This window comes from Nocardiopsis sp. iso_186, from assembly GCF_056173365.1.
In genome coordinates, this window is record NZ_CM149670.1 from 2,372,711 (window position 1) to 2,397,255 (window position 24,545).

General features: G+C 70.7%; 16 protein-coding genes and 2 CRISPR repeat arrays. Of the genes, 8 read left to right on the top strand and 8 right to left on the bottom strand.

Annotated features, from left to right (window positions below; translation table 11 throughout):
• The first annotated feature begins 57 nt into the window (after positions 1-57).
• Positions 58-6,462, top strand: coding sequence for an amino acid adenylation domain-containing protein (locus AC0VYP_RS10590; protein ID WP_475473770.1), 6,405 nt, complete (start codon positions 58-60; stop codon positions 6,460-6,462).
• Positions 6,459-10,394: a non-ribosomal peptide synthetase gene (locus tag AC0VYP_RS10595; protein WP_475473772.1), complete on the top strand. Its 3,936-nt coding sequence runs from the start codon at positions 6,459-6,461 to the stop codon at positions 10,392-10,394. The genes AC0VYP_RS10590 and AC0VYP_RS10595 overlap by 4 nt, the downstream gene beginning before the upstream one ends.
• A gap of 808 nt (positions 10,395-11,202) precedes the next feature.
• Here the strand turns inward: AC0VYP_RS10595 and AC0VYP_RS10600 are convergent.
• Positions 11,203-11,790, bottom strand: a complete 588-nt coding sequence (locus AC0VYP_RS10600; RefSeq protein WP_475473774.1) for a TetR/AcrR family transcriptional regulator — start codon at positions 11,788-11,790, stop codon at positions 11,203-11,205.
• 80 nt (positions 11,791-11,870) lie between these two features.
• On the opposite strand from AC0VYP_RS10600, the gene AC0VYP_RS10605 reads away from it, so the two are divergent.
• Entirely contained in the window at positions 11,871-12,290 is a 420-nt protein-coding gene (locus AC0VYP_RS10605; protein WP_475473776.1) for a nuclear transport factor 2 family protein, read from the top strand.
• Positions 12,287-13,138 carry an NmrA family NAD(P)-binding protein gene (locus tag AC0VYP_RS10610; protein ID WP_475473778.1) on the top strand — a complete coding sequence of 284 codons (852 nt, stop codon included), beginning with the start codon at positions 12,287-12,289 and terminating at the stop codon, positions 13,136-13,138. The genes AC0VYP_RS10605 and AC0VYP_RS10610 overlap by 4 nt, the downstream gene beginning before the upstream one ends.
• 656 nt (positions 13,139-13,794) lie before the next feature.
• On the opposite strand, the gene AC0VYP_RS10615 is transcribed toward AC0VYP_RS10610, so the two are convergent.
• The 4 genes from AC0VYP_RS10615 to AC0VYP_RS10630 form a co-directional block, all read right to left on the bottom strand.
• Entirely contained in the window at positions 13,795-14,256 is a 462-nt protein-coding gene (locus AC0VYP_RS10615) for a hypothetical protein (protein WP_475473780.1), read from the bottom strand.
• Positions 14,257-14,521: 265 nt separating this feature from the next.
• Positions 14,522-15,169 (bottom strand): vitamin K epoxide reductase family protein, encoded by a 648-nt coding sequence (locus tag AC0VYP_RS10620; protein ID WP_475473782.1) that lies wholly within the window; start codon positions 15,167-15,169, stop codon positions 14,522-14,524.
• Complete coding sequence (locus tag AC0VYP_RS10625) at positions 15,166-15,843, bottom strand: DsbA family protein (RefSeq protein ID WP_475473784.1); 678 nt, start codon at positions 15,841-15,843, stop codon at positions 15,166-15,168. Before AC0VYP_RS10625 ends, AC0VYP_RS10620 begins: the two co-directional genes overlap by 4 nt.
• Before the next feature lie 144 nt (positions 15,844-15,987).
• Positions 15,988-16,377 carry a hypothetical protein gene (locus tag AC0VYP_RS10630; RefSeq protein WP_475473785.1) on the bottom strand — a complete coding sequence of 130 codons (390 nt, stop codon included), beginning with the start codon at positions 16,375-16,377 and terminating at the stop codon, positions 15,988-15,990.
• 228 nt (positions 16,378-16,605) lie between these two features.
• Positions 16,606-17,184: direct repeats of the CRISPR family, unit length 29 nt; unit sequence GTGCTCCCCGCGCACGCGGGGATGGTCCC.
• A 321-nt stretch (positions 17,185-17,505) separates the two neighbouring features.
• Here AC0VYP_RS10630 and AC0VYP_RS10635 point away from each other — a divergent pair.
• Together AC0VYP_RS10635 and AC0VYP_RS10640 are read left to right on the top strand one after the other, a co-directional pair.
• Positions 17,506-17,796, top strand: a complete 291-nt coding sequence (locus tag AC0VYP_RS10635) for a hypothetical protein (protein WP_475473787.1) — start codon at positions 17,506-17,508, stop codon at positions 17,794-17,796.
• Between the two features lie 188 nt (positions 17,797-17,984).
• A CRISPR array of direct repeats spans positions 17,985-18,319; the repeat unit is 29 nt; unit sequence GTGCTCCCCGCGCACGCGGGGATGGTCCC.
• A gap of 783 nt (positions 18,320-19,102) precedes the next feature.
• Positions 19,103-19,573, top strand: coding sequence for a hypothetical protein (locus AC0VYP_RS10640; RefSeq protein ID WP_475473789.1), 471 nt, complete (start codon positions 19,103-19,105; stop codon positions 19,571-19,573).
• Between the two features lie 161 nt (positions 19,574-19,734).
• Here the strand turns inward: AC0VYP_RS10640 and AC0VYP_RS10645 are convergent, their stop codons facing one another.
• Positions 19,735-20,202: a hypothetical protein gene (locus AC0VYP_RS10645; RefSeq protein WP_285761487.1), complete on the bottom strand. Its 468-nt coding sequence runs from the start codon at positions 20,200-20,202 to the stop codon at positions 19,735-19,737.
• A 643-nt stretch (positions 20,203-20,845) separates the two neighbouring features.
• Here AC0VYP_RS10645 and AC0VYP_RS10650 point away from each other — a divergent pair.
• A complete protein-coding gene (locus AC0VYP_RS10650) occupies positions 20,846-21,034 on the top strand; it encodes a hypothetical protein (RefSeq protein ID WP_475473791.1) in 189 nt (62 codons plus the stop codon).
• Between the two features lie 186 nt (positions 21,035-21,220).
• On the opposite strand, the gene AC0VYP_RS10655 is transcribed toward AC0VYP_RS10650, so the two are convergent.
• On the bottom strand, positions 21,221-22,201 hold the full coding sequence (locus AC0VYP_RS10655) for a serine hydrolase (protein ID WP_475473793.1): 981 nt from the start codon (positions 22,199-22,201) through the stop codon (positions 21,221-21,223).
• Positions 22,202-22,641: 440 nt separating this feature from the next.
• Here AC0VYP_RS10655 and AC0VYP_RS10660 point away from each other — a divergent pair, with 440 nt between their 5' ends.
• Positions 22,642-23,238: a hypothetical protein gene (locus AC0VYP_RS10660; RefSeq protein WP_475473795.1), complete on the top strand. Its 597-nt coding sequence runs from the start codon at positions 22,642-22,644 to the stop codon at positions 23,236-23,238.
• Between the two features lie 86 nt (positions 23,239-23,324).
• Here AC0VYP_RS10660 and AC0VYP_RS10665 read toward each other — a convergent pair whose 3' ends face one another.
• Complete coding sequence (locus AC0VYP_RS10665; RefSeq protein WP_475473796.1) at positions 23,325-24,326, bottom strand: ABC transporter substrate-binding protein; 1,002 nt, start codon at positions 24,324-24,326, stop codon at positions 23,325-23,327.
• Positions 24,327-24,545: the final 219 nt, after the last annotated feature.

Genomic DNA, 24,545 nt, shown 5'->3' on the forward strand with positions numbered 1-24,545 from the left:
GCGCACGGACGGCACACCTGCTCGACGGCACGACCTGGATCGGGAGAAACGAGAAACATGGCGGCCCGCGATTTCGACCCCATCGACCTCACCGCCGGGCAGCGAGGACTGTGGCACGCCCAGCAGGCCGCCCCGGACAGCCCGATACTCAACGTGGGCGAATACCTCGACATCGCGGGACCGGTGGACACCGGGGTGTTCGCCGAGGCACTGCGCTTGGCGGTGCGCGAGACCCAGTCGGTCCACCTCGAACTGTTCGAGGAGGACGGGGACCCCGCGCAGCGGCTCCTCGCCGAAGTCAACGCCCCCCTGCGGTTCCACGACCTCACCGCCGAGGACGCCCCCCACGACCGTGCCCTGGAACTGATGCGCGGCGACCTGCACCGCCTCCGCGACCTCCACCGCGCCCCGCTGGCCACCTACCTCCTGCTCAAGCTCGCCGCCGACCGTTTCTACTGGTACCAGGGCTACCACCACATCATCAACGACGGCGTCAGCCTGCCATTGGTGGCCAACCGCCTCGCCCACCTCTACGGCGCGCTGCACACGGGAGGCGACAAGGGGGAGCCTTTCGGTCCGATCCGCACCCTGCTCGACGCCGACGCCGCCTACCGCGCCTCCGCCGAGCACGACGCGGACCGCCGGTACTGGAGCAGCGTCCTCGACGCCTACCCCGGACCGGTCAGCCTCAGCACCCGGCCCGCGCGCGGAGCAGCCGACGGGGCCCGACGCCTCTCGTGTCGCATCGAACCCGCCGACGCGGACCGGTTGAGAGAAGCCGCCCGCGACCTCGGCACGTCGCTCGCCGGCCTGATGGCCACGGCCGCCGGCCTGGCGGTGGGGTGCGCCACCGGCAGGGCCGACGTCGTGCTCGGCTTCGCCGTCCACGGCCGCGGTCGCGGCGCCCAGCGCGCGGTCCCCGGAATGATGGCCAACATCGTTCCGCTGCGCCTCCGGATGCCACCGGGGACCTCTGTGCGCGACCTCGTGGCCCACGGCGCCGGCCGCGTGCGCGAGGCGGCCCGCCACCAGCGCTACCGCTACGAGGACATCCGCCGCGACCTGGGCCTGCGCCCCGGCGAGACACCGTGGTCGGTCTCGGTGAACGTCATGGCCTTCGACTACCCCGACACCTTCGGCGGCCACCCCGTCACCGCGCACAACCTCTCGGCCGGCCCGTTCGAGGACCTCTCCCTGTACCTGTGGGACATCGACCCCGACCGGAGCCTGCGCCTGGAGGTGGACGCCGACCCCGAGCTCTACGACGCGTCCGCCCACGCCGAGGCCCTGAACCTGATGCGGCGGGCGCTCGACCTGGTGGCCACCGCGCCCGACACCCTCGTCGGGCGCGCCGACCTGCTGCCCGGGTTCCAGCCCGCCGTCGTCGCACCCCCCGAGGAACCCACGGAGTCCGGGACGCACGAACCCGGCGCCGTACCCACCGCGCTGTCCGATCTGCTCGCCCCCCACGTGCAACAGCGCCCCGACGCGCAGGCGGTCGTCTTCGCGGAGACCTCCCTGACCTACGCCGAGCTCGACGCGCGCGCCGACGCCCTCGCCGCGGTGCTCACCGGGCGGGGAGCGGCCCCCGAGACCTGTGTCGCCCTGCTGCTCCCGCGGTCACCGGAATCCGTGGTGGCGATGCTGGCGGTCCTCAAGTCGGGGGCCACCCTGATGGCGCTGGACCTGGACCATCCCGACGAGCGGCTCTCGTTCATGCTCGGCGACGCCCGCCCCGTCCTGCTCGTGAGCTCCGTCAACCTCGCCGACCGGGCCGACCGGGTGGGGCCCGACGTCCGTCCGCTCTTCCTGGAGGAGACGGCCGCCGGAGCCGCCCCGCTGTCCGCGGGTCCCGCACCCGACCGCAAGCCGGGAACCGCGGCGTCCGCCCAGGCGGCGTACGTCATCTACACCTCCGGATCGACCGGGCGGCCCAAAGGAGTGGTGGTCCAACGCGGCGAGCTGGCGCACTTCCTGCGCCACTCCGTCGCCGACTACGGGATACGCCCCGAGGACCGGGTCCTGGCAGCCTCCGCGTTCACCTTCGACGCCTCGGTGCTCGACGTCTTCGCCTCCCTAGCCGCCGGCGCCACGATGGTGCTCGCCAGTGACGACGACCGTCACGACGCGGACGCCCTCCACGGCCTGATGGTCCGGCAGCGGGTGACGATGGCCCACCTCTCGCCCGGTGTGGCACAACTGCTCCCCGCCCACCGGCTCCCCGGCCTGCGGGTGCTGTCCGTGGGCGGCGACGCGGTGTCCGCCGACCTGGTGGACACCTGGACGGCCGACCACGTCTTCTGGAACGGCTACGGCCCGACCGAGACCACCGTCGAGGTCACCCGCAAGCGTTTCACCCGCTCCTCGGGCGGACGGGTCCCGCTGATCGGGAGCCCCGTGGCGGGGGCCCGGGCCTACGTGCTCGACGGTGCGTTGCGGCGCCTTCCCGCAGGCGTCGTCGGTGAACTCCACATCGCCGGCCCGGTCCTGGCGCGCGGCTACCTCGGCCGCCCCGACCTCACCGCACTGCGGTTCGTGGCCGACCCCTTCGGCCCCCCGGGAGAGCGGATGTATCGCACGGGGGACCTCGTCCGCTGGACCCCCGACGGGGAACTGGACTTCATCGGACGGATCGACGACCAGGTCAAGGTCCGGGGCTTTCGGGTCGAGCCGGGGGAGGTCCAGGCGGTACTGGCCCACTGCGCGGGCGTGGGCCGGGCGCTCGTGGTGGCGCGCGCCGACGCCAGGGGCGACAAGATGCTCGTCGGCTACCTCGTGCCCGAACCCGGGGGAGCGGTCAACGAGGAGGCCGTCCGGCGCGACCTCGCCGCCCGGCTCCCGCACTACATGGTCCCCGCGGCGCTCGTCGTCATCGACGCACTGCCGTTGACCCAGTCGGGGATGATCGACCAGCGCGCACTGCCGGCGCCCGCCCCGGCGCACGCCCCCAGCGGACGCGCATTCGGAACCCCCGTGGAGGAGGCGCTGCGCGCGGTCTTCGCCGACGTCCTCGGGCTGCCCGTGGGGATCGACGACGACTTCTTCGCCCTGGGCGGGCACTCCCTCCTGGCGACCCGGCTGGTCAGCAGAATCCGTACGGTCCTGGACAGGGAGACCGACATCCGCTCGGTGTACGACGCACCCACCCCCGCGGGCCTGGCCCGGCTGATCGGCGACGGTGCCCCGGCCCGCCCCGCCCTGCGGCGGTCCGACCGTTGCGGGCGCACACCGCTGTCGTTCGCCCAGTCGAGGCTGTGGTTCCAACGCCAGCTGGAGGGGACGGGATCGGCCTACAACCATCCGATGGCGCTGCGGCTCTCGGGCCCCGTGGACACCGCCGCCCTCGCAACGGCGCTGCGCGACGTCGTCCTGCGCCACGAAGCGCTGCGCACGGTCTTCCCCCCGACGGAGAACGACCCCTACCAGCAGGTGCTGGACCCGGACGCTTTGCACGTCAACCTGCCCGTGGTGCCCACCGACCCCGACCGGTTGCCCGCCCGGTTGGTGGCCGAGGCGCGGCGCCGGTTCGGGCTGGAGTCCGAACCACCCCTGCGGGCCGTGCTGTTCGCGCTGGGCCCCCAGGAGCACGTGCTGCTGCTGGTGATCCACCACATCGCCGGCGACGGATGGTCGGTGCATCCGCTGCTGCGCGACCTTTCGGCCGCCTACCTCGCCCGGCACGACGGGCGGGCCCCCTCCTTCGGACCGCTCCCGGTGCGCTACACCGACTACGCGCTGTGGCAGCGGGACCTCCTGGGCCGGCGGGAGGACCCCTTGAGCCTGCTGGCCGCGCAGCTCGCCCACTGGCGGGGCGCGCTCGCCGGCCTCCCCCCGGAGATCGCGCTGCCCACCGACCGGCCCCGCCCGCCCGCGGCCTCCTACCGGGGCGCCACGGTCCCACTCACCATCCCCGGAACCGTGCAGCGCCGCCTGGGCGCCCTCGCAGAGGAGCACGGCGCGAGCACCTTCATGGTGCTCCAGGCGGCACTGGCCGTCCTGCTGTCCCGGCTCGGCGCCGGGGACGACATCCCCATCGGCTCGCCGGTGGCCGGGCGCACCGACGAAGCACTGGGCGACCTGGTCGGCTTCTTCGCCAACATGCTCGTCATCCGAACGGACCTCTCCGGCGACCCGACCTTCTCCGACGTCCTCGAACGGGTGCGCACGGCCTGTCTCGACGCCTACGCCAACCAGGAGATCCCCTTCGAGGTACTGGTCAACGAACTCGCCTCGGAGCGGTCGCCGGCCCGCCACCCCCTGTTCCAGGTCGTGCTGGCCCTGCGCAACACCCGGGCGGGCGTACTGGAGCTCCCCGGCGTCGAGGTCCGTGCCGAGACCGTGGAGACGGGGTACGTCCCCTTCGATCTCGCCATCGAGATCGACAACGAGACGACCCGGACCGGACCGGCCGCGGCACTGACCGGAACCGTCCAGTACAGCACGGACCTCTTCGACCGGGACACCGTCGTCTCCCTGGTCAACCGGCTCGTCGCCCTGATCGAGGACGCCGTCGCCGATCCCGGCCGCCGCGTCAGCCGGTTCGAGCTCTGGCACCCGGGCGAACGCGAACGCGTCCTGCGGCGGTGGAACGACACGGCGCGGCCGGTCCCCGACACGACCCTGCCCGAATTCCTCCAGGCCAGGGCCGCCGAGGCCCCGCAACGCGACGCGGTCCTCGCCCCGGGGGAACGGGTGTCCTACGGTGCGTTCAACACCCGGGTGAACCGGCTGGCCCGGCTGCTGGTCGAACACGGGGCGGGGCCCGAGAGCGTGGTCGCCGTCGCGGTGCCGCGCTCGGCCGACCAGGCGGTCGCGGTGTGGGCGGTCCTCAAGGCCGGGGCGGCGTACATGCCCGTGGACCCCGACTACCCAGCCGAACGGATCGCGTTCCTGTTCGACGACATCACCCCCCTCGCCGTCCTGGCCACCGCCGAGACCGCACCCGGCCTCCCCGGCGCCACCCCCCGCATCCTCCTGGACCACCCCGACACGGCCGACCGCCTGGCCCGACAACCCGGACACGACCTCTCCGACGCCGACCGCACCGCCCCCCTGCGGCCCGGCACACCCGTGTACGTCATCCACACCTCCGGCTCCACCGGAACCCCCAAAGGCGTGGTGATGACCTCCGGCCCCCTGGTCAACCTGGTGATCGCCCACACCGAATGGATCAACAGCGGCACGGCCGGCTCCCCGCACGGGCCGGTGGCACAGTTCTCCGCGTTCAGCTTCGACGTCTCGGCCTGGGAGTTCATCGAAACCCTCACCGCGGGCAAACCGCTCGCCGTTCCCGACGCCCAGGTGCGGCGCGACCCCGAACACCTGGTGCGCTGGCTCGACGAGAACCGGGTCGAGGAGATCTGCGTCCCCAACGTGATGCTGGAGGCCATCTGCGAGGCCGCACACGTCCAGGGGCGCCGGCTACCGGCACTGACCGACCTCAGCCAGGGCGGGGAGGCGCTGCGCCTCACCCCCGGCGTCCGCGCCTTCCTCGCCGCACTCCCGGGCCGGCGCCTGCACAACCTCTACGGACCCACCGAGACCCACCTGGTCACCGCGTTCACCCTGCCCCCCGACCTGACCCGGTGGCGCTCGACGACCGCACCCGTGGGGGCACCGATCCCCAACACCCGCATGTACGTCCTGGACGCCGGACTCCGGCCCGTACTCCCCGGCGTCACCGGCGAGCTGTATATCGCAGGCACGGCACTGGCACGCGGGTACTGGGCCCGCCCGGGCATGACCGCCCAACGGTTCGTCGCCAACCCCTTCGACGGCCCCGGGGAACGGATGTACCGCACCGGCGACCTCGTGCGCTGGTCCTTTGACGGGGAACTGCTCTACGTCGGCCGCGTCAACGACCAGGCGAAGATCCGCGGTTTCCGGGTCGAGCCGGGTGAAGTCGAATTCGTCCTCGGCCGGCACGCGGACGTCGCCCAGGCCGCGGTCGTCGTGCGCTCCGACACCTCCGGGGGGAAACGGCTGGTGGCCTACGTGGTCCCCAGGCCCGGGGCCGACGCCGACGAGGGAGCGCTGAGGGCCTTCGTCGCCGGCTCCCTGCCGGAGTTCATGGTTCCCTCCCTCGTGGTGTTCCTGGACCGGATGCCGCTGACCACGAGCGGCAAGATCCACCGCACGGAACTGCCCGACCCCGACTTCTCCGTCCTCGCCACGTCGCGCGCCCCGCGGACCGAGAACGAGAAGGTGCTCTGCGACCTCTTCGCCGAAGTCCTGCGCATCGAACGGCTCGGAATCGACGACTCCTTCTTCGACCTGGGCGGCCACTCCATATCGGCGACCAGGCTCGCCAGCCGCCTCCGGACCGTGCTGGGCCTGGAAGTGGAGATCCGCACGATCTTCGAGGCGCCGACGGTGGCAACGCTGGCAGCCCGCCTCGCGAACGCGGAGCGGACCAGCAGGCCGACGTTGCGGCGCATGCCCCGACCGCAGGAGCAGCCGTGATCCCGCTGTCGTTCGCACAGTCCCGGATCTGGTTCCTCGACCAGGTGGACCACGGGGCCGGGTACCGGATCCCGCTCATCTACCGCCTCCAGGGGGACCTCGACGTCGCCGCCCTGAACGCCGCCCTGGGCGACCTGGTCAACCGGCACGAGAGCCTGCGCACCGTCTTCCCCGAGGTGAACGGGGCACCGCGGCAGAAGATCCTCGCCTCCGCCGACACCCGACCGGACCTGGACGCCACCGACGTCAACGAACCCGGCCTGGCCGACGCCCTCCGCGAGGAGGTGGGCCACGTCTTCGACCTCGCCGCGCAACCGCCCCTGCACACCCGGCTGATCGCCCTCGGCGGCGACCGGTACGTGCTGCTCCTCCTGCTCCACCACATCGCCGCCGACGGCTGGTCGCTCACCCCGCTGCTGCGCGACCTGACCGACGCCTACACCGCACGGCGCGCCGGCGGCCCCCCGCAGTGGCAACCACTGGCGGTGCAGTACCCGGACTACACCCTCTGGCAGCGCGAACTGCTCGGCGACATCCGCGACCCCGCCGGCCTGGGGGGCCGGCAACTGGCGTATTGGCGCGACGCCCTGAAGGGCGTCCCCGAGACGCTGCCGCTGCCCACCGACCGGCCCCGCCCGCCCGTCGCCTCCCACCGGGGGGCGACGGTACCGGTGCACATCGGCCCCGAAACCCACAAGGGCCTGCTCGCGCTCGCCCGGGACGAGCACGCGAGCCTGTACATGGTGCTCCAGACCGCGTTCGCAGCCCTGCTCACCCGCCTCGGGGCGGGCACCGACATTCCGATCGGGTCCCCGGTGGCCGGCCGCATGGACGAGGGGCTCAACGACCTCATCGGCATGTTCGTCAACACCCTGGTCCTGCGCACCGACACCGCAGGGGACCCGACGTTTCGCACCCTGCTCGGGCGCGTCCGCGCGACCGACCTCAACGCCTACTCCCACCAGGACCTGCCGTTCGAACGGCTCGTGGAGGAACTCCGTCCGAACCGCTCGGCGGCCTGGAACCCCCTCTTCCAGGTGATGCTGGTCCTGGAGGACCAGACCGAACGGGTCCCCGACCTTCCCGGCCTGCGCGTCACCGAAGAGCGCATCGACTACAGCAACGCCAAGTTCGACCTCGCCCTCCACCTGCGCCAGCACGCCTCCCCCGACGCCGAGGGCCACTACGGCCTCGACGGGGTGCTGGAGTACGCCCAGGACCTGTTCACGCAGGAGACCGCAACCGGCATCGTGGAGCGGCTGCTGCTCCTCGTGGCCGACATGCTCGCCGACCCCGACCGCCCGATCAGCCGGGCCACCGTCCTGACCCCCGCCGAACACACGGCGCTGACCGGTGGCCGGGCCGGGGCGTCCGCGCCCGGCGACGGGCCGCTGCTCCCCGCGCTCGTCGAGGAGCAGGCCGCGGCCACCCCCGACGCCCCCGCCGTCGCCTCCGGCGCGCTCGAACTGGACTACCGGGAGCTGAACGCCCGCGCCAACCGGCTGGCCCACCGGCTGGCCGGGCAGGGGATCGGCCCGGAGGCGGTCGTCGCGCTGCTGCTGCCGCGCGGCACCGACGCGATCGTGGCGATGCTGGCCGTCCTCAAGGCCGGCGCCGCCTACCTGCCCATCGACCCCGACTACCCGGATCAGCGCATCGCCCTCATGCTCACCGACGCCGCCCCCCGGTTGCTCATCACCGACGGCGCCCTCGGGCGGCGCGCAACTACCTCCTCCGTCCCCCTCCTGGACATCGACACCTGGGCCGACCACGCCGCCGGCCTCCCCGACCACGACCCAACGGACGCTGACCGCGTACAGCCCCTGCTCCCCGCCCACCCGGCCTACGTCATCTACACGTCGGGTTCCACCGGGCGACCCAAAGGCGTGGTGGTCGAGCACCGCTCGGTGAGCCTGTTCGTGCGCCAGGCCCGCGCCGAGTACCCCGGAACGGCCGGCATCGCGGTGGTGACCTCCTCGCTCTCCTTCGACCAGGCACTGAACCCCGTGTACCTGCCGTTGACCAGCGGCGGCACGGTCCGGCTCGGCGCATCCGTGTGGGACGAGGCCCAGGCGGGGGACCGGCCCGCACTGCTGTGCGTCACCCCCAGCCACCTCGACCTGCTGGCGGAGCTGCCCGACGGCGCGTCGCCGAGCGCGTGCCTGACGGTGGGGGGCGAGGCCCTGACGGGCGACGTCCTGGCCTCCTGGCGCCGGCGGTTCCCCGACGTCGTCGTCTACAACTGCTACGGCCCCACCGAGGCCACCGTCAACAGCGCCCGGTACCGGTTGGCGCCCGGCCGTCGCCCCGGGCCGGGGCCGGTGCCCATCGGCACCCCCAATCCCGGCGAGTGGATCCACGTCCTCGACGAACGGCTCGCCCCGGTGCCCCCCGGGGTGGTGGGGGAGCTCTACATCTCGGGCGGCGGACTCGCACGGGGATACCTCAACCGCCCGGGGCTCACGGCACAGCGGTTCGTCGCTGACCCCTACGGTCCCCCGGGAACCCGCATGTACCGCACCGGCGACCTCGGGCGCAGGCGCCCGGACCACGTGCTGGAGTTCGTCGGCCGCAACGACGACCAGGTGAAGATCCGCGGGCATCGGATCGAACTCGGCGAGGTCCGGGCCGCACTGCGCGCCCGTCCCGAAGTGGCCCGGGCCGCCGTGGTGGTGCGCGAGTACGCCCCCGCCGACGAGCGGCTCGTGGGGTACGTGGTGCCCGCCGCTGCCCACGACGGTGCCGACCCCGCCGCGATCCGCACCGCCGTGGCGGAGGTACTGCCCGCCGCCGCCGTCCCCTCCGCGGTGGTCGTCGTTGACCACCTGCCGTTGACCCCCAGCGGGAAACTCGACCGGGACGCCCTTCCCGCGCCCGGGTACGCTGCTCCGGCGGCCCACCGGCGCGGCCCCGGCACCAGGGAGGAAGCGGTGCTGTGCGCGATCTTCGCCGACGTGCTCGGGGTTGACGAGGTCGGGGCGGACGACGGTTTCTTCGAGCTGGGCGGTCACTCCCTCCTGGCGATCCCGGTCGTGCACCGCATCCGTCAGGAGTGCGCCGTGGACCTGCCGATCGCCGTGCTGTTGGAGGCGCCCACTGTCGCGGAGCTCGCCGTGCGGGTGCGGGAGAGGCGGGCGGGGCCCGTCGAGCCCCGCAGGCACGAGCCGGTGCCGAGCGCCTTCCTGCCGCGCCTGTCCACGCGTTCGGCCGACGCGGAGTTCACGCTGTTCTGCCTCCCCTACGCGGGGGGTGGCGCGTCGGCGTACCGGGAATGGCCGCAGGCGTTCTCAGCGGGCGTTGACGTCCAGCCGGTGCAGCTCCCCGGGCGGGAGGGGCTCGCCCTGCATCCCCCCGTCGAGCGGTTCGACCGGATGGTCGCCCTGCTCGACGAGGTGCTGCGGCCGGTCCTCGACCGGCCGTTCGGCCTGTTCGGGCACAGCATGGGCGCCATGCTCGCCACCGAACTCGCCGCCTACTGGGAGGCCGGGGGACACCCGGGCCCCGAACTGGTGGTGGTGTCGGCCTGGACGGGGCGGCCCCGAACCGGACCGGTGCACGGGGGCGGTCACCTCACCGACGACGAGCTCGTCGAACGGGTCCTGGAACTGGGCGCCACCGACCCCACGGTCTTCCAGGAGCGTGAGCTCCGCGCGATGGTGCTCGACGTGTTCCGCGGCGACCTCGCGTTGAGCGCGGACCACCGTTGCGGGTTCGACCGGCTCTCCGTTCCGGTCCTGGCGGTCGGCGGCTCAGATGACGAGGCGCTGACCAGGGAGGACCTCGAAGCCTGGCGGCAGCGCACCACCGGCCGCTGCACGGTGACCGTGTTCCCCGGGGACCACTTCTTCCTGCGGGACCAACGAGCCTCCCTCGTGGACGCGATCGAGGCGGAGATCGGGAAGGCGTCGGGGCGTGGCACGCGCCCCCGATGATCGCGCCGTAAATCGTGAATCCCGCGCAGAGAGCGTCTGGAAGGGCAGTCTGTAGTCCATTGGGGTCGGTTTTGTTGACGGGGTCGCATTGTGCGTAGGTGTAGGCCGCGTCGGCATCGGTGGCGGTTGAATTCTCTGTGGTGAGGACCAGCACGGTGTTGTGGTGGTCGGTGGTGTAGTGGAATCGTTCGTTGTCCGCGCCGTGGATCATCGAGATGAGTGTGCCGTCGGTTTCGCGCACGAAATGCGTGCGCACGCCTTGGGATGCGATGGTGCTGACTCCCAGGGCGGTGGTGGTGACCTGGCGGTTGACGCGGTTGCCCTCGAAGACGTCGGTGATTGCGCGCACCTGGGTCTGATCGGCGGTGTCGTAACTGATCAGCGTCGCCAGCGCGCCGTCGGCGTCGGTCTGCCGGGTCTGGTTGATGGGGGTGTAGGCGGTGGAGCGCTCGCCCTTGGCGGTCAGGTTGCCCGCGTCGTCGTGGCCGAGCTCCACGCCGCGCGCGGTGGTGGCCTGGTCGGCGTCGTTGTAGGTGAAGGTGTCGCTGCCCTCGCTGAGCAGGTTGCCCGCGTCGTCGTAGGCGCAGTCCAGGGTGCCGTTGGAGGTGAGGCGGTCCAGGGCGTCGTAGGCGTAGTCCTCGGTGGTGCCGTTGACGGTCTTGGACTGCAACTGGTCGGAGTCCGCGGTGGTGGTGCTGCGTGGTTCCGGGCCGCTCCCACAACGGCGATCCGCAACGGTTGGCTGGTGGGCGCCCCGGTGAAGCGGTCGTTGACCGTTTGCGTCCACTGGCGAGGACGCCCTTGCCCGTCAACGATCCAGGAGCCGTTCGACGACGTCGTTGACGTCCGAGACGATTCGGTCTTCAGAGGCCCGCCGGTCCGAGGTGAGGTGGTCCAGGAGGTCCGCGCGGACCATGGACAGAAGAACGTGCGCCGTCCAGCTTGGATCGAGCGACGTCGAGGTCTCGGCGATGGTTTCCGCGAGCACGGCGTGGACCCAGCGGTACGGCTCGGTGTTGACCAGGGCCCCGCTGTCTCCAGACGTCGCGCTCTCGAGCACGCGCATTAGGGGACTGTTCTCCAGTTTGACCCGGACGACGGCCGCCATGACGGCCCGGACCCGCTGCCGAGGGGGAGAGCCGGGCCCCAAAGGGGCAGGGCCGGTGGCGATCGCCTCGCGAAGGCGTTCGGTGCGCGCCTCGTAGACGGCGCGGATCAATCCGGAGCGATCGCCGAACCCGCGGAACAGGGTGCCCTTGCCGACGCCCGCGGCAGCGGCGATGGCGTCCATGGACACGGCGGTTCCTTCGGGCGACTCGGTGAACAGTCGGTCCGCTGCTGCCAGGACGGCGGCACGGTTGCGAACCGCGTCGGCGCGCGCCTTCCGTGGAGACATGGTCCCTCCTCTTGAAAAACGGACCGCCGGTCCGTATAGTGATTCGGACTGCTGGTCCGTAATCTACTGGAGGTTTTGACATGGCCGACGAACCGCACCCGCGTACACCCGAAGAGGTCTTCCGTGAAGGACTCGCGCGTCTATGGCGGGATGATCTGGCCGGATACTTGGACCTGCTCGACGACGAGGTCGTCTTCGAGTTTCCCTTCGCGCCGCAGGGCCGTCCCCGACGGCTGGAGGGCAAGTCCGACGTCGCCGCCTACATGGCGCATCTGCCCGGCACGCTCGACGTCAACAAGGCGCCCAGTGTCCGCATTCACGGGACGACCGACCCCGGGGCCCTGATCGCCGAGATGAGCATTGAAGGACGTATCAAGGCGACGGCCGCGCCGTTCTCGCAGCAGTACGTCGTGTTCCTCGACGTGGTCGACGGGCGGATCACGTCCTACCGCGACTACTGGAACCCGTTGGCCGTCCTTGATATGGCGGCGGGCTCATGACCAGGCCGCTTCGCGTCCTGGTGACCGGTGCGACCGGCACCACGGCGACCGCGCTCCTGCCCGAACTGCGTCGCCGTGAGGTGGAGGTGACCGCGGCCAGCCGGAACCCGCCAGCGACAGCCGGGATCCGCTCGGCGCGATTCGACTGGTACGACCCGGCCACGTATGACGCCGCCCTCGATGACGTGGACCACGCCTACCTGGTGCCACCGCCGCTCGACCCCGATCCCGCCGCGGCCATGGTCCCGTTCCTCGAGCGCGCTCGTCGGCGCGGCGTACGCCGCGCCGTACTCCTCAGCGCGTCGATCGTCCCAGCCGGCGGGCCGGCGGTCGGCCGGGTGCACCAGGCCCTTCCCCGTATCTTCGACGAGTGGGCCGTGGTGCGGCCCTCGTGGTTCATGCAGAACTTCACCGGCGACCATCCCCACGCGCGTGAGATGCGAGCGGAGGGGACCGTGACGACGGCCACCGGAGACGGCCGTATCGGTTTCGTCGATGCCGGCGACATCGCGGCCGTGGCAGCGCGTGCGTTGACCGATGACGAGGTGCCCGGAGAAGATCTCGTCCTCACCGGACCCGAAGCGCTGAGCTACGGCGACGTCGCCGAGGCGTACTCGGCGGTCACCGGACGACCCGTCGCACATCGGGCGATCAGCCAGCAGGCACTCGAAAAGCGGTTCAGCGCGGTGATGGACCCTTCTGCGGCTGCCATGCTGGCCCGCGTGGACGGCCTCGTCGCCTCGGGGATCGAGGATCGGGTGACCGACACCGTCGAGCGCGTCACCGGACGCCCCCCGCGTTCCCTGGACGACGTGTTGCGGCGAGTATCCGGTTCGGCCGCGCGATGAGAGCCAAGCGGCTGGGCTCCGCCGGATCCCCACGTGCCGGCCCGGGAGTGGGCGGGCACCGGAGCGGTCCTCGTCCATCAGTCTGCGGTGGGTCGGCGTCCACGCCACGCGAGTGACCGGTTCGCCGGGATTCGCCTGTTCCGAAGCTGCCAACGCAGTCGAGACGATGGGGGTTGCCAAACGGCCGGGAGCCGTTCGGGGCGGCCTTTGCGGGCCCAGCCCGTCGGCCGGTGGGACGAATGCCCAGGGGGCCGAACCCGTCGGAGGCGAAGCCCTGGTCAGAGAAACGAGTGGTGTCGTGGGTGGTGAGCAGGCGGGGACGGTCTCCCGCCCGGTTGGGGGACAGACCGTCCGGGCCGATGTCGTCGAAGGGGGGCCGACCTCGCGCACGGTGTCCTCATCGGCGTGGATCGGGCGGGCGATCGCGGGAACCGTGTTGCCGCTGGACGAGGCCGACGATCGTCGCCCGCCGGTAGCGCGCCGTGGTTGGTGCTGCCCCGGCGGACGGTGCATCGGAGTTGTTCGGCCTTCGGGCGCGGCGAGTCCGCGGACCCGGACGGGTCGGGCCACCGGGTGCCTTCCGACAAGGGCGGCAAGCGCTGTGGCATCCGCCCTGTCAGGAGCCGCGGACCCGGCGAACGTTTCCGGTCAACCCACTAGGTGTGCGAGATCCGCACGACCGCGTGGTCGTCGTCGGTGCCAAGGACCGTCACCTGGACGTCGTTGAGGTTGCCCGACGACTCCCCGCCGCCCGTCGTCATGCTCGTGGACAACGAGACCCCCGGAGCGGTTCCGTTGACGGTCACGTAGTCCGGGGTCACCTCCCGCATGACCAGCTCGTCCACCCCGTACGCTCCGTCCATCGGGATCGTGTCGCCCTGCTTCACCTCGACCTCGCAGTCGGCGTCCTGGCAGGCGCCCAGGTCCGTGCCGTCGGCGGCCTTGGGCATGTCCATGCTGGGCGACGCCGGGGCGGCGGGAGCGGAGCCGGCCGCCGACGCCCCGGATCCACGCTCCTGCTCCGGTTGCATGGTTTCCCCGCCGCCGCAGCCGCACAGGAGAACGGACAGGGCCCCCACGGTGAAAAGCAGGGCCGAACCGCGCGCGTCCTTGGTCATGCTTCCTCACTACCCTCGATGGTCAGCGGTACGGCCGTACGTCTGTCCAACCAGCGGCCCGACCATGCATCGTGGGCAGGACCTGTTCCGAGCGCCCCGGGGGGTGCGGAAGCGACGGCGCATGCCGGGAACACGGGTTCTCCCGACCTGGCAGCCCGCGCGCGAAGAAGACGGGCCGCTTCCCGCTCAGTGGCCCGCCCCGTATTTTTAGGGGTTCTTTCCATATACGGGGGCCAGGGCGCCCCGGCCCCCGTCGGATCGTGGCCTAGCCGCCGCCCTGGAGCAGGACCGGCCAGTAGCCCCGGAACGCCTGCCCGACGGCCGCCGCGATGGCCAGGCCCCACACGGTGAGCACGACCGTGTGGTTGCGCGCCAGCGCACCCGCGACGCCCGCCAACCGGCGCGGAACCGTGATCGCGCCGGTGCGCAGGTTGTGCAGCGTGATGTACCAGAAGACCGGGATCGTCACCGCCCACACCACCACGCAGTACGGGCACAGCGCACCGATGCGGTACAGGCTCTGGAAGACGAGCCAGTGCACGAAGACGACCCCGAGGGCCGTCCCCGCCTGAAGACCCAGCCAGAACCAGCGCCCGAACGACGCCCCGGCCAGCAGGGCCGCGCCCACCGTCACCACGACCGCGAAGCCGGCGATGCCGACCACCGGGTTGGGGACGCCGAACGCCGACGCCTGCGGGGTGCCCATCACCGCTCCGCAGGACAGCACCGGGTTGATGCTGCACGTGGGAACGTAGTCGGCGTTCTCCAGGACGCGGACCTTCTCCACCATCAGCGCCGCGGCGGCCGTGAGCCCGATCATGCCGCCGAGGGTCAGCAGCCAGGGCAGCGCCCGGCTCAGGACGGGCACGTCCGCGCCGGGCGGTGGGCGCAGGGCGGCACCGGGACCCGTCACGACCCCAGCTCCGTGTCGATCATCGACGACAACGCCTGGTAGCCGGGCATCGGCTGGGTCTGGCGGCCGTTGACGTAGATGGTGGGCGTGCCCTGCACCCCCAGGGCGACACCGTCGTCGAAGTCGGCCTGCACGCGTGCCAGGGTGGCGGGGGAGCCCATGGTCGCGGTGAACCGCGGCACGTCCAGGCCCAGTTCCTCGGCGAAGCCCGCGAACACGTCGTCCTTGGCGTCCCGGGACTCCCCCCACTCGCCCTGGGTCTCGTACATCTTGATGTACATCTCCTCCAGCGCGTCCTGCTCGGCGGCGGCCTCCACCGCGGCGGCCGCGGGCACCGCGTTGGTGTGCCCGGGCATCGGGAAGTAGCGGATGACCAGGTTGATCCGGCCCTCGTAGTCGGCGCGCAGCCGTTCCATGACGGGGAACTGGGCGCGGCACGCCTCGCATTCGAAGTCGAGGAATTCCACCACCGTGACCTCGGCGTCGGCGGAGCGGGTCAGGTAGTGGCTGTCGTCGCGCACGAGGAGGTCCTCGGGGGCGGGCGCAACGGAGGATTCGCCGTCGCCGGTGGGGGCGGCGGCGGGGGCGGGGGTGTTGACGGTGGCGGCGAACAGTCCCAGGGAGACGACCGCTCCGAGGAGCAGCACGAACGTGATGGCGAGATTTCGGGTCATTGGCACATCCAGGTCGGATACGGCCTACGCATGGGCGGCCGGAAGGGCATCCGCGGCCCGGCACGGTGCGCGGGGGCGGCTGCCCTCGGGGAAAGGGGGGGCGACGTCGGCGGATCGGGTGGAACCGGTCCGCGCGGGGGCGGCCTAGACCCGCAGCACGCCCAGGGCGATGAACGGCAGGAGCGGACGCGGTGCCGCACCGGGGAGGACCCGCCGCCCGGACCGGCGCGGCCGGGGCGCGGCGAGCCACACCACCGTGACCACGGCCAGGCCCAGCAACAGCAGCAGTGGGGACGGGCCGGTGCGCTGGTCCACCCCGGCCGCGCTCGGGCACAGGGTGTGTGCGTCAACCTCGCCGGGGGCGGCAACAGAGGCGGCGACCGCGACGTCGGCCGGCACGGGAGCCGGCTGGACGGCGGCGTGCGCGGCGGAGGTCAGGCACAGCGCGCACAGCAGGTGCAGCAGGACCAGCAACGACAACAACGCCGCCCGGCCACCGAGCCGGGAGGAGGGCGTCGAGCCGGTGATCCTCACCCAACGAATGTTAGGCACCGCCGCGCGCGACCGTGCGGCGCCCCGGGGTTACCGGGCGGTCGTCGCCGGTGGACCGTGGTGGGATCGCGGTGATCGCGCCCGGGGCTTCGGAGTCTTGGCTTTTTGGCGAACGGGAGTACTGATTGGGGCTTTTGGTGGCTCGTGTTCGTTTCTCGACAAGTGAATGAAATAGGGGTTACCGGCTGGTAGAGTCCCTGGTCAACAAGAGTGCTCCCCGCGCACGCGGGGATGGTCCCGCCCTTGCGGTGTTCGTACTCGGTCTTGCTGCGTGCTCCCCGCGCACGCGGGGATGGTCCCCACGCTGTCGATCTCGTCGGCACTGGACGCCAGTGCTCCCCGCGCACGCGGGGATGGTCCCGCGCGGGTCCTACGGTCCCGCCATGAGCACCCGTGCTCCCCGCGCACGCGGGGATGGTCCCATGAGCGACAGCGACGCCACTGGCCGTGTGGTGTGCTCCCCGCGCACGCGGGGATGGTCCCATCTTGGTTAACATCCGGCATCGGTTCGTACAGTGCTCCCCGCGCACGCGGGGATGGTCCCTCGACCAGGGCAAGCGCCGCAGCGAGCGGGTCGTGCTCCCCGCGCACGCGGGGATGGTCCCCCGCTCCTGGGGGTGTGATCGGGGCTGACGCAGTGCTCCCCGCGCACGCGGGGATGGTCCCCCGCTCCTGGGGGTGTGATCGGGGCTGACGCAGTGCTCCCCGCGCACGCGGGGATGGTCCCAGGCATAGGTCTTCCGAAGAGAGATCCCCCTCGTGCTCCCCGCGCACGCGGGGATGGTCCCGCAGGCTCGACGGCCTCGACGGCCGCCAGGTGGTGCGCGGGGATGGTCCCCCGGTTGTCCGGCGGCGGGGCGCCTTTCGGGAGAAAACGGGCTGCCCCGTGTAATGGGGTCTCGAAACACGTTTCTTTGCCCCTCAGGCCCCAGATGGCTTGAATGTCAGGGGCGTTGCCGTGTGGGGGAGTGATCCCGATTTATGCTCCTGACCAGCAAAGAAGGACACTCTCATCTGAAGAAAGGGGCGTGTTCTTCACCCTTTGCTGTTCTTCCACGGTTCAGGATGGGACCGAGCGCCACGCCGAACCGATCGGAGAGGATGACGGCGATGTACAGCCTCACCCCAACCGAAGAGCTGAATCGGGCGCGGGCGGAGTTCGACGACTACGAGGTGTTCGAGTTGCACGAGGCGTCGGGCATTCCAAAGGTGGTCGCGGTGGTCAAGGACACCTGTCAACGGCCGGGGCTCTCGCCCCTGGTCTGCGCCGCCACCGTCGAGGAATTGTGTGCGCGCCTGCGCGCGCAGGAGACGCCGGAGCGGGTGCCCCTCCCGAAGCGCGACCGCACGCGTGCCTACTGGGAGCCCAATCTCCCGGACGAGCATCCACCGGGTAGTTGAGGGCAGAAGGCCGCCCGTTCTCGAAAGCCTTCGGTTATTCGTCGGTTGGCGGTGCGGCCTTCGTTTCCAATCCGACCCGCGAGGATGCCGATCCGAGAGAGTTTTCATCCCGCTTGAGGGAAATGTTCGTTTCTCGACGCGTGAATGAAAAGACGGTTACCCACTGGTAGAGTCCCAGGTCAGTAAGAGTGCTCCCCGCGCACGCGGGGATGGTCCGCCGGTGGAGCGCGAGATCAACCGCCGCCGCATGTGCTCCCCGCGCACGCGGGGATGGTCCCAGCATCGCGACGTCACCGGGGTTGCCGACCTTGTGCTCCCCGCGCACGCGGGGATGGACCGATTTCGGCGCCACCTTCACGGCATTCAAGGAAGTGAGCCCCGCGCACGCGGGGATGGACCGTCGGCGTAATCACCCATTCGAGATCACCCATCGGTGAGCCCCGCGCACGCGGGGATGGACCGTCGCGTCGCGTCTGGCCGGTCCGCTGGCCGCCGTGAGCCCCGCGCACGCGGGGATGGACCGTTCGGGGTCATCGACGAGGTTGCCGATGATGGGTGAGCCCCGCGCACGCGGGGATGACCGGCACGATCCGGCTACGTGACCGCCGAGGCCAGCGGGATCATCCTCGTGTCCCGCTACGACGCCTACCGCGTACATCACCCGATAGCCGAGTGGGGGTGGCCAAATCCGGCCACCCCACTGGCTTTCCCGAGTAAGCATTGAGCACCTGGACTGACGAAACTGGGGTGCGGCTGAACTGGCGATATAGCATGCCTGGGCCTCGGACAACAGCAAAGCCCCTGGTAGGAGTGACGTCGCGATGCGTCACCCCCAGAGCTAGAAGTAGCCGGCTGTTTCAGGGGCTGCATGACATCGCGGAGAACGCGAACTCACTGCTCACGATCATCTTCAGGGCACGGAATCGGGTGTGTCCGGCCCCTGAAGTGTCAGAGCCATCATCCGGGCCGCGCTGCTCCTGCTCCAACCCGAACACGGTCACCCCACCTGGATACTTAACTATCAGGGATTGAATCCGCGGGAAATTTCGCGAATCCGGCTCTTTGTGCTGGGGAGAGAAAAAGTCGGCGCAAGAAGCCTTTCAAGGAAAAATATCAAGGGGGAAGCTGGCTCGGCTGAAGAGGTTGCCCCGGCTCCAACGTGGAGCGAAGATGCTGAGGTTCCGGACACGGTTCCCCTCACTTTTCTTTCCCCCGGGCCATCGTCTTTGACGGCAGCGAGCACAGCGACCCCTCCGTCGGGAAAGACAGGTCCCCTGTCAACCCTTAATTTTAAAAAGGACCCCCGATGACCGTTGTCGGCTCTGGAATCAGGATCGCCTCCGGCGGCGGTCTCCATGCCTCAATAGTCCTCATGACTCCGTTCAGTATTTCCTCTAGCGCCCCGTCGGGGCGTGCTTTTATCACACTCTTCTCGATGTATATCGTCTTGTTGGTGATCACCACCCTTCCCGGAATGCTTGCTTTTCGTATTGAAAACAGGAGCTCGACTGACGCTAGTGCCCCTTCCTTGAAAGCTGCAAAGCGCACCTCATCGGCTATTGCCGGCTTGTCCTATTTTATCCTCCCTGCCACGCTCATGATAACGGAAGGCTTTCAATTTGAAATTGCCAGTTTTTCTGTTTTCTTTTTTCTTCTCGGATTTTCTCTGCATCGGGCCTTTCTTGCGATAACTTTCTCGAAATACATGTGGTCAATATTTTCTCCAATCGCACTACTGCTTCCCGTCGCTTTGATTCTGGTTCGTGTCCCAATTTAATGAAGACAATGAACTCGGAAAAAGTGGGCGGAGGATCACTGCACGGGGCGTAGTGGGTGAACCCTGCCCAATCCCGATCCGTTGGAGAAAGCAGTGATGGCGTGCCCGGTCCTCATCGGAAGGGACCGGGCACGCCATCACTGGACGGGAACGCTGACCCGTCAGGCGGGGCGCTGTCCGGGGACTGTGCCCGGGGTGTGCGCGGTGCCGGTTCCCGCGCCGAAGTACTGCTTGGCGCCGGTGGAGAACATCAGCCCGGCGACCACCAGCGCGAAGACGATCGCGATGATGTTCATGAAGCCGGGCACGCTGCCGAGCAGCAGGGCCAGCACGACGGTGAGGACGACGTAGGCCACCTGGACGGCGATCGTCGCGTTCCGCGCGACCGGCGCGCCCTTGCCGACCAGGACGGCCAGAACCGCCGAGGCGATTCCGTAGACCACGGCGAGCCCGGCCCCTGCCGCCAGCAGCGCTATCGAAATTCCGGTGCTCTGTTCCGTGAGTTCGCGACTCTGCGGGATCGCGAGTCCGAGGAACGCCAGGCCGCCCGCCACGAGTTGATAGATCGCGATCAGGACCAGCAGGACGAGCGCGGCGGTGACGACCCCGGGCCTGGAACGGCGTTCCATGAGAAGTCCTCTCGATATCAGGGGATGTGTGCAGGGGGACACTTGCCGGGAGACACCGCTCCACACGCCCTGGATAGGGTTTTCCTGAAAGAGGGACGACCACTTTCCGTCACCACAGGTCACCCGCAGTGCCCCCGGAAAAAGTGGCCGGGAGCGGACATTTGCGTTTACCCCGTGTGGTGCACGCCCCGGTTCGCCGTCCGGCGCGGTCGCCCGGTCCACGCCCCCGCTGAACGGAACCTTCTTTTCTAGCGGCCGATCCCGTCCAGTTCGGCGAGATCCTTCGCGGAGAGCCGCAGCTGATACCGGGGAGAAAAAGCGCCGGCTTCCCCCACCTGCGCCCCGCCGGGCGGAGGACGGACCGACGCCGTCGGCCGCCGGAACCCGGGGCCGACGCGTCCGACGTCCGGGGCGCCGTCCACTGTCCCCGGCGTGTGCGAGGATCCCCGGTCATGATCCCCACTGCCGACGTGGTCGGCCGCACCGGCGGGGACGGCGCCATGCCGTTGCTGACCCTCGACGCGTTCTTCGCCGGCAACGGCGACGAGGAATACATCGCGCCGAACCGGTGGGGCCACGGCCGCCCACCGTCGGCGGTCCCGGCCGAGCGTTTCCGCGCGATCGAGCGGCGCGCCGACGTCGCGTGGGTGCGGGTCCAGCCGCACCCCGAAACGCTCGCAAGGGGGAGCTCGCCGGGGAGGCCGTCGCGGTCTGCACGGCGTGGACCGGGGGCGTCGAGCCGGACGGCGTCGTCCGAGGGCTGGTTGACGACTACCGCGACGTCCCGCGGGTGCCCGACGGTGCAACCGTGTGGTCCGTGGTGTGGGACTAGGCAGCCGCGGCGGACGTGCCGCCGGACCGTGCGCAGGGGGCGACCGGCGTCCGCCTTCCAGGCCGCCGGGCCCCTCGCGCCCGCCCCGGCCGGGAGGCCCGCCGCGCCGCGCGTTCCCGGCCGCGGCCGGACCGCCGCCCCGCTCCGCACGGACCCCACGGCCGGGGTTCGCTGCGGTGACGGCCCCTAAGCCCGGTCGGAGCCGTCCGAAGCCGTTCCGAGGAGGCCGGGACCGCTGAACACGCTCCCGCCGGGGGACGGGGACGTGCCGTTCAGGGCGGCGTGCACGGCCACGGCCACCAGTTCGATGCTCTCCACGCCGTGCGCCATCCCGGGGTTCTGGTCGGTGAGGACCGCGATCCGGTACGACCCGGCAGCGGGGCTCTCGAACGCGCCGATGCTGTTGACCCGCCAGACGTCGGTGCCGTCGTAGGGCAGCCACCCGTTCTTCAGGTGGACCCGCGCGTCCTCGGGTGCCCCGGCCGGCACGCCCCAGCGCTGGGATTCGACGACGCCGCCCATGAGGGAACGCGCGTAGGCCCGCTGCTCCTCGCCGAGAACGTCGTTGTCGGAGACGACCAGGTCGAGCAGGCGCAGCTGGTCGGTGGCGGTGATCTTCATCAGGCCGATGAAGTCGTCCGGGTGCAGCACGGTGCCGGACATCCCCGCCAGGTCCAGGAACTCCTGCATCCGCTCCCGGCCGAGCTGGAGGCGCAGCTCCACGGTGGCGTCGTTGTCGGAGACGGTGATCATCTCGGTGGCCAGCGCGTCCTCGCGCGGGGTGAGCGCGCGCCCCTCCTCCTGCGCGGTGCGCAACAGGGTGGCGAGCACGAGGACCTTGCCGACGCTCGCGGCGTCGAAGCCCTTCTGTGCCTGGTAGTCGCAGGTGAGGTCGCCCCCGTAGGCGGTGACCCCGACCGCGAGGTCCCCCGCGCGTTCCTTCGCCACGGCCTCGACCACGGCCGAGAGCAGCGCCGCGGCCTCGGGACGGGTCTCCGACACGCACACCGTGCCCGGTCCCGTCCCCGTCCCGTCGTCGGCGTGCGCCGCGGGTGCGGCGGCCCCGGCCAGCAGGATCGCGCCGGCGCCCGCGCAGGCGGCCTTCCAGGCGATGCGCCCGTCTGGTCGGGAGGTCGTCGTGTCGGTGCGTGTCGTGCCGAAAAGCATTTTCCTTCTTCCCTGTCCGGTTTCCCCGCGCATTCCTCGAACGCGGTTCGCCGATTTCCGTCCACCGTCGGGGCATTTCGAACGGTGACGGGAACGGCAGGGGAATTGCATCATCGCGTCCTTGCGAAACACTTACAAAATGCTGAAAACGCACGTCGGAGGATGGGAAAGGCGCGTTCCGGTGGCTTGGGGCCGGATGAGGAAAGCGCTCCGCTGCCCGGGGGAAGTTTCCCCGGCAGGGAAGGCGCGGTGAGCGGCAGGGAGCCGGGAGGGGCGGGGCCGCTCCCCGTCGGAGGCGGCAGTGGGCCCCGATTCCTTGCAGGCAAGGCGATGCGGTGCCCTAGGGTTGTCCCCGCGCGCCGCGCCCCGGTTCCTCGGCCGTTGCCGAACACCCGAGGACGTGACCGGCCGCTTCGCCGGATCCTGAGGAGAGAAAAGCCGTGCCGGAAATCCGATCGGACCGCAGGGCGGGAAGAATCGGTGTGCTGTTCTTCGCCGTCGCATTGGCGGCCCTGCTGGTCGTCCCGCTGTATTCCATGACGATCATCCAGCCGACGCTTTCGGTGGCGGGGGCCGGAAGCGGTTTCCCGGAATACACGGTCTACGTCACCCTGGCCATTCAGCCGGCGATCCCGGTGGGAATGGCCGCGGTCCTCTTCGGCCAGGGAATTCCCGTCGCGGCGGCGGCCCTGCTCCTCGCCCCGGTGACCGCGGTCGCGACCGCCGCCCTCCTCACGGTGGGGCTCCGCTGCGCGGCGGGCCTGCGGTGGGCGCGTGCGCTCGGTGCCGCACTCGCAGCCGCCGTCCTCCTCGGGCTCGACCAGGTAATGGTCCCCGCCCTGGTCGGCCACGCAGGAGGCACGACGCGAATCGTCTTCACCGCCGACACCCTCACGCTGGTCACCGCCCAGCCCGTCGCCGGGTTCCGGGCCGTCCTCGCCCTGGTGCTGCTGGCCGCCGCCCACAGTGCGGTGCGGATGCTCCGGCGGGGTGGGGAGACGCCCGGAACGCGTCCGGAGACGGCGCGGCCCGCGTGAGCGCCGGGGAACGCGAACGGCCCGGCGGCCCCGGCGAACCAGGGACAACCGGGCCGTTCACCGGGGGAGACCCAGTGGTGCGGCGGCTACTTCTTGAGCGCGTCCGCGAACAGCGAGACGGAGTTGTCCAGGAGGTACTCGGTGCCCAGCGTCGAGCCGCTGGAGAACGCGTTGATCAGGTCGGGGTCGTCCATGATGACGAGGCGGCCGTCCTCGGCGGCGGGCAGCGCCTGAAGGATCGGGTCCTCCTTCAGCGTGTCGGCGTCCTCGCCGATGGGGAACATGACCGTCAGGTCGGCGTCGAGCATCTCGACCTGTTCGCCGCTCAGCTCCACGTAGAAGACGCCGTCGGCCAGGTCCGCGACCTCCTGCTTGTACTCGAAGCCCAGCTCCTCCATGAAGTCGGCGCGGCTGTCGCCGGGCACGGAGGCGCCGTACTTGCCGTCGAAGTAGGAGCCGACGACCACGGTCGAGCCCGCGAAGTCGGGGTTGTCCGCGACGACCTGCGCGAACTTCTCCTCCAGCGCGGCGATGATCTCGTCGCCGCGCTCCTTCTCGCCCAGGGCCTGCGAGACCTGGTTCATCTGCTGGCGCCAGGTCGTGCCGTAGGTGACCTCGACGTCGGCCGGCGGGCCGACGACCGGGGCGATCTCCGACATCACCTCGAACTTCTTCTCCTCGTGGTCGGAGCGGGTGTTGAGGATGACGTCGGGGCCGAGGTTGGCCACCGCCTCGGGGCTGACGTCCATGGTGCCCAGCATCTCGGGCTGCTCGTCGAGGAGGTCGGCCGCCCAGGGGCCCACGCCCTTGCCGCCGTACGCCTGCCAGTCGCTGACGCCGACGGGCTGCACGCCCAGGGCGAGCGCGGTCTCCGCGTCGGACCAGCCCAGGGCCACGACGGTGGAGGGCTTGTCGGGGATCTCGACCTCACCGAAGCGGGTGTTGACGGTGACGGGGAAGCCGCTCGCGGCGTCGCCGCCGGCGCTGTCCCCGTCGGTTTCGGCGGGGGAGCCGCAGGCGCTCATCAGGGTCAGGGAGAGCAGTCCGGCCAACAGGACGGGACCGCGCGGGCGAGTGCCCCGGTTCATGGACGACCTCATTCAGCGAAGTTAGCTTAGGTTTACCTAATCGTCAGGATAGTAGCGCATACGTGCGGATAAGCCGCAGGGTGGTGCCGTGTTCCCGGTGTCTCTGGGTGGTCTTCTCGGCGTGGCCCGTGAGGAGGCATGTGGGAGGCTGATCCTGTCGGGTCGGCTTCTCCGGTGGTGCGGGTCGCATGGGGAAATGTGGGGGTTCGCGTGCTTTGT

What these genes read in the sequence shown, in the direction of transcription:
- AC0VYP_RS10590 (WP_475473770.1), top strand. Translation starts at nt 58, where the DNA reads ATGGCGGCCCGCGATTTCGACCCCATCGACCTCACCGCCGGGCAGCGA.
- AC0VYP_RS10600 (WP_475473774.1), bottom strand. Translation starts at nt 11,790, where the DNA reads ATGTCTCCACGGAAGGCGCGCGCCGACGCGGTTCGCAACCGTGCCGCC.
- AC0VYP_RS10605 (WP_475473776.1), top strand. Translation starts at nt 11,871, where the DNA reads ATGGCCGACGAACCGCACCCGCGTACACCCGAAGAGGTCTTCCGTGAA.
- AC0VYP_RS10610 (WP_475473778.1), top strand. Translation starts at nt 12,287, where the DNA reads ATGACCAGGCCGCTTCGCGTCCTGGTGACCGGTGCGACCGGCACCACG.
- AC0VYP_RS10615 (WP_475473780.1), bottom strand. Translation starts at nt 14,256, where the DNA reads ATGACCAAGGACGCGCGCGGTTCGGCCCTGCTTTTCACCGTGGGGGCC.
- AC0VYP_RS10625 (WP_475473784.1), bottom strand. Translation starts at nt 15,843, where the DNA reads ATGACCCGAAATCTCGCCATCACGTTCGTGCTGCTCCTCGGAGCGGTC.
- AC0VYP_RS10635 (WP_475473787.1), top strand. Translation starts at nt 17,506, where the DNA reads ATGTACAGCCTCACCCCAACCGAAGAGCTGAATCGGGCGCGGGCGGAG.
- AC0VYP_RS10640 (WP_475473789.1), top strand. Translation starts at nt 19,103, where the DNA reads ATGACCGTTGTCGGCTCTGGAATCAGGATCGCCTCCGGCGGCGGTCTC.
- AC0VYP_RS10645 (WP_285761487.1), bottom strand. Translation starts at nt 20,202, where the DNA reads ATGGAACGCCGTTCCAGGCCCGGGGTCGTCACCGCCGCGCTCGTCCTG.
- AC0VYP_RS10655 (WP_475473793.1), bottom strand. Translation starts at nt 22,201, where the DNA reads ATGCTTTTCGGCACGACACGCACCGACACGACGACCTCCCGACCAGAC.
- AC0VYP_RS10665 (WP_475473796.1), bottom strand. Translation starts at nt 24,326, where the DNA reads ATGAACCGGGGCACTCGCCCGCGCGGTCCCGTCCTGTTGGCCGGACTG.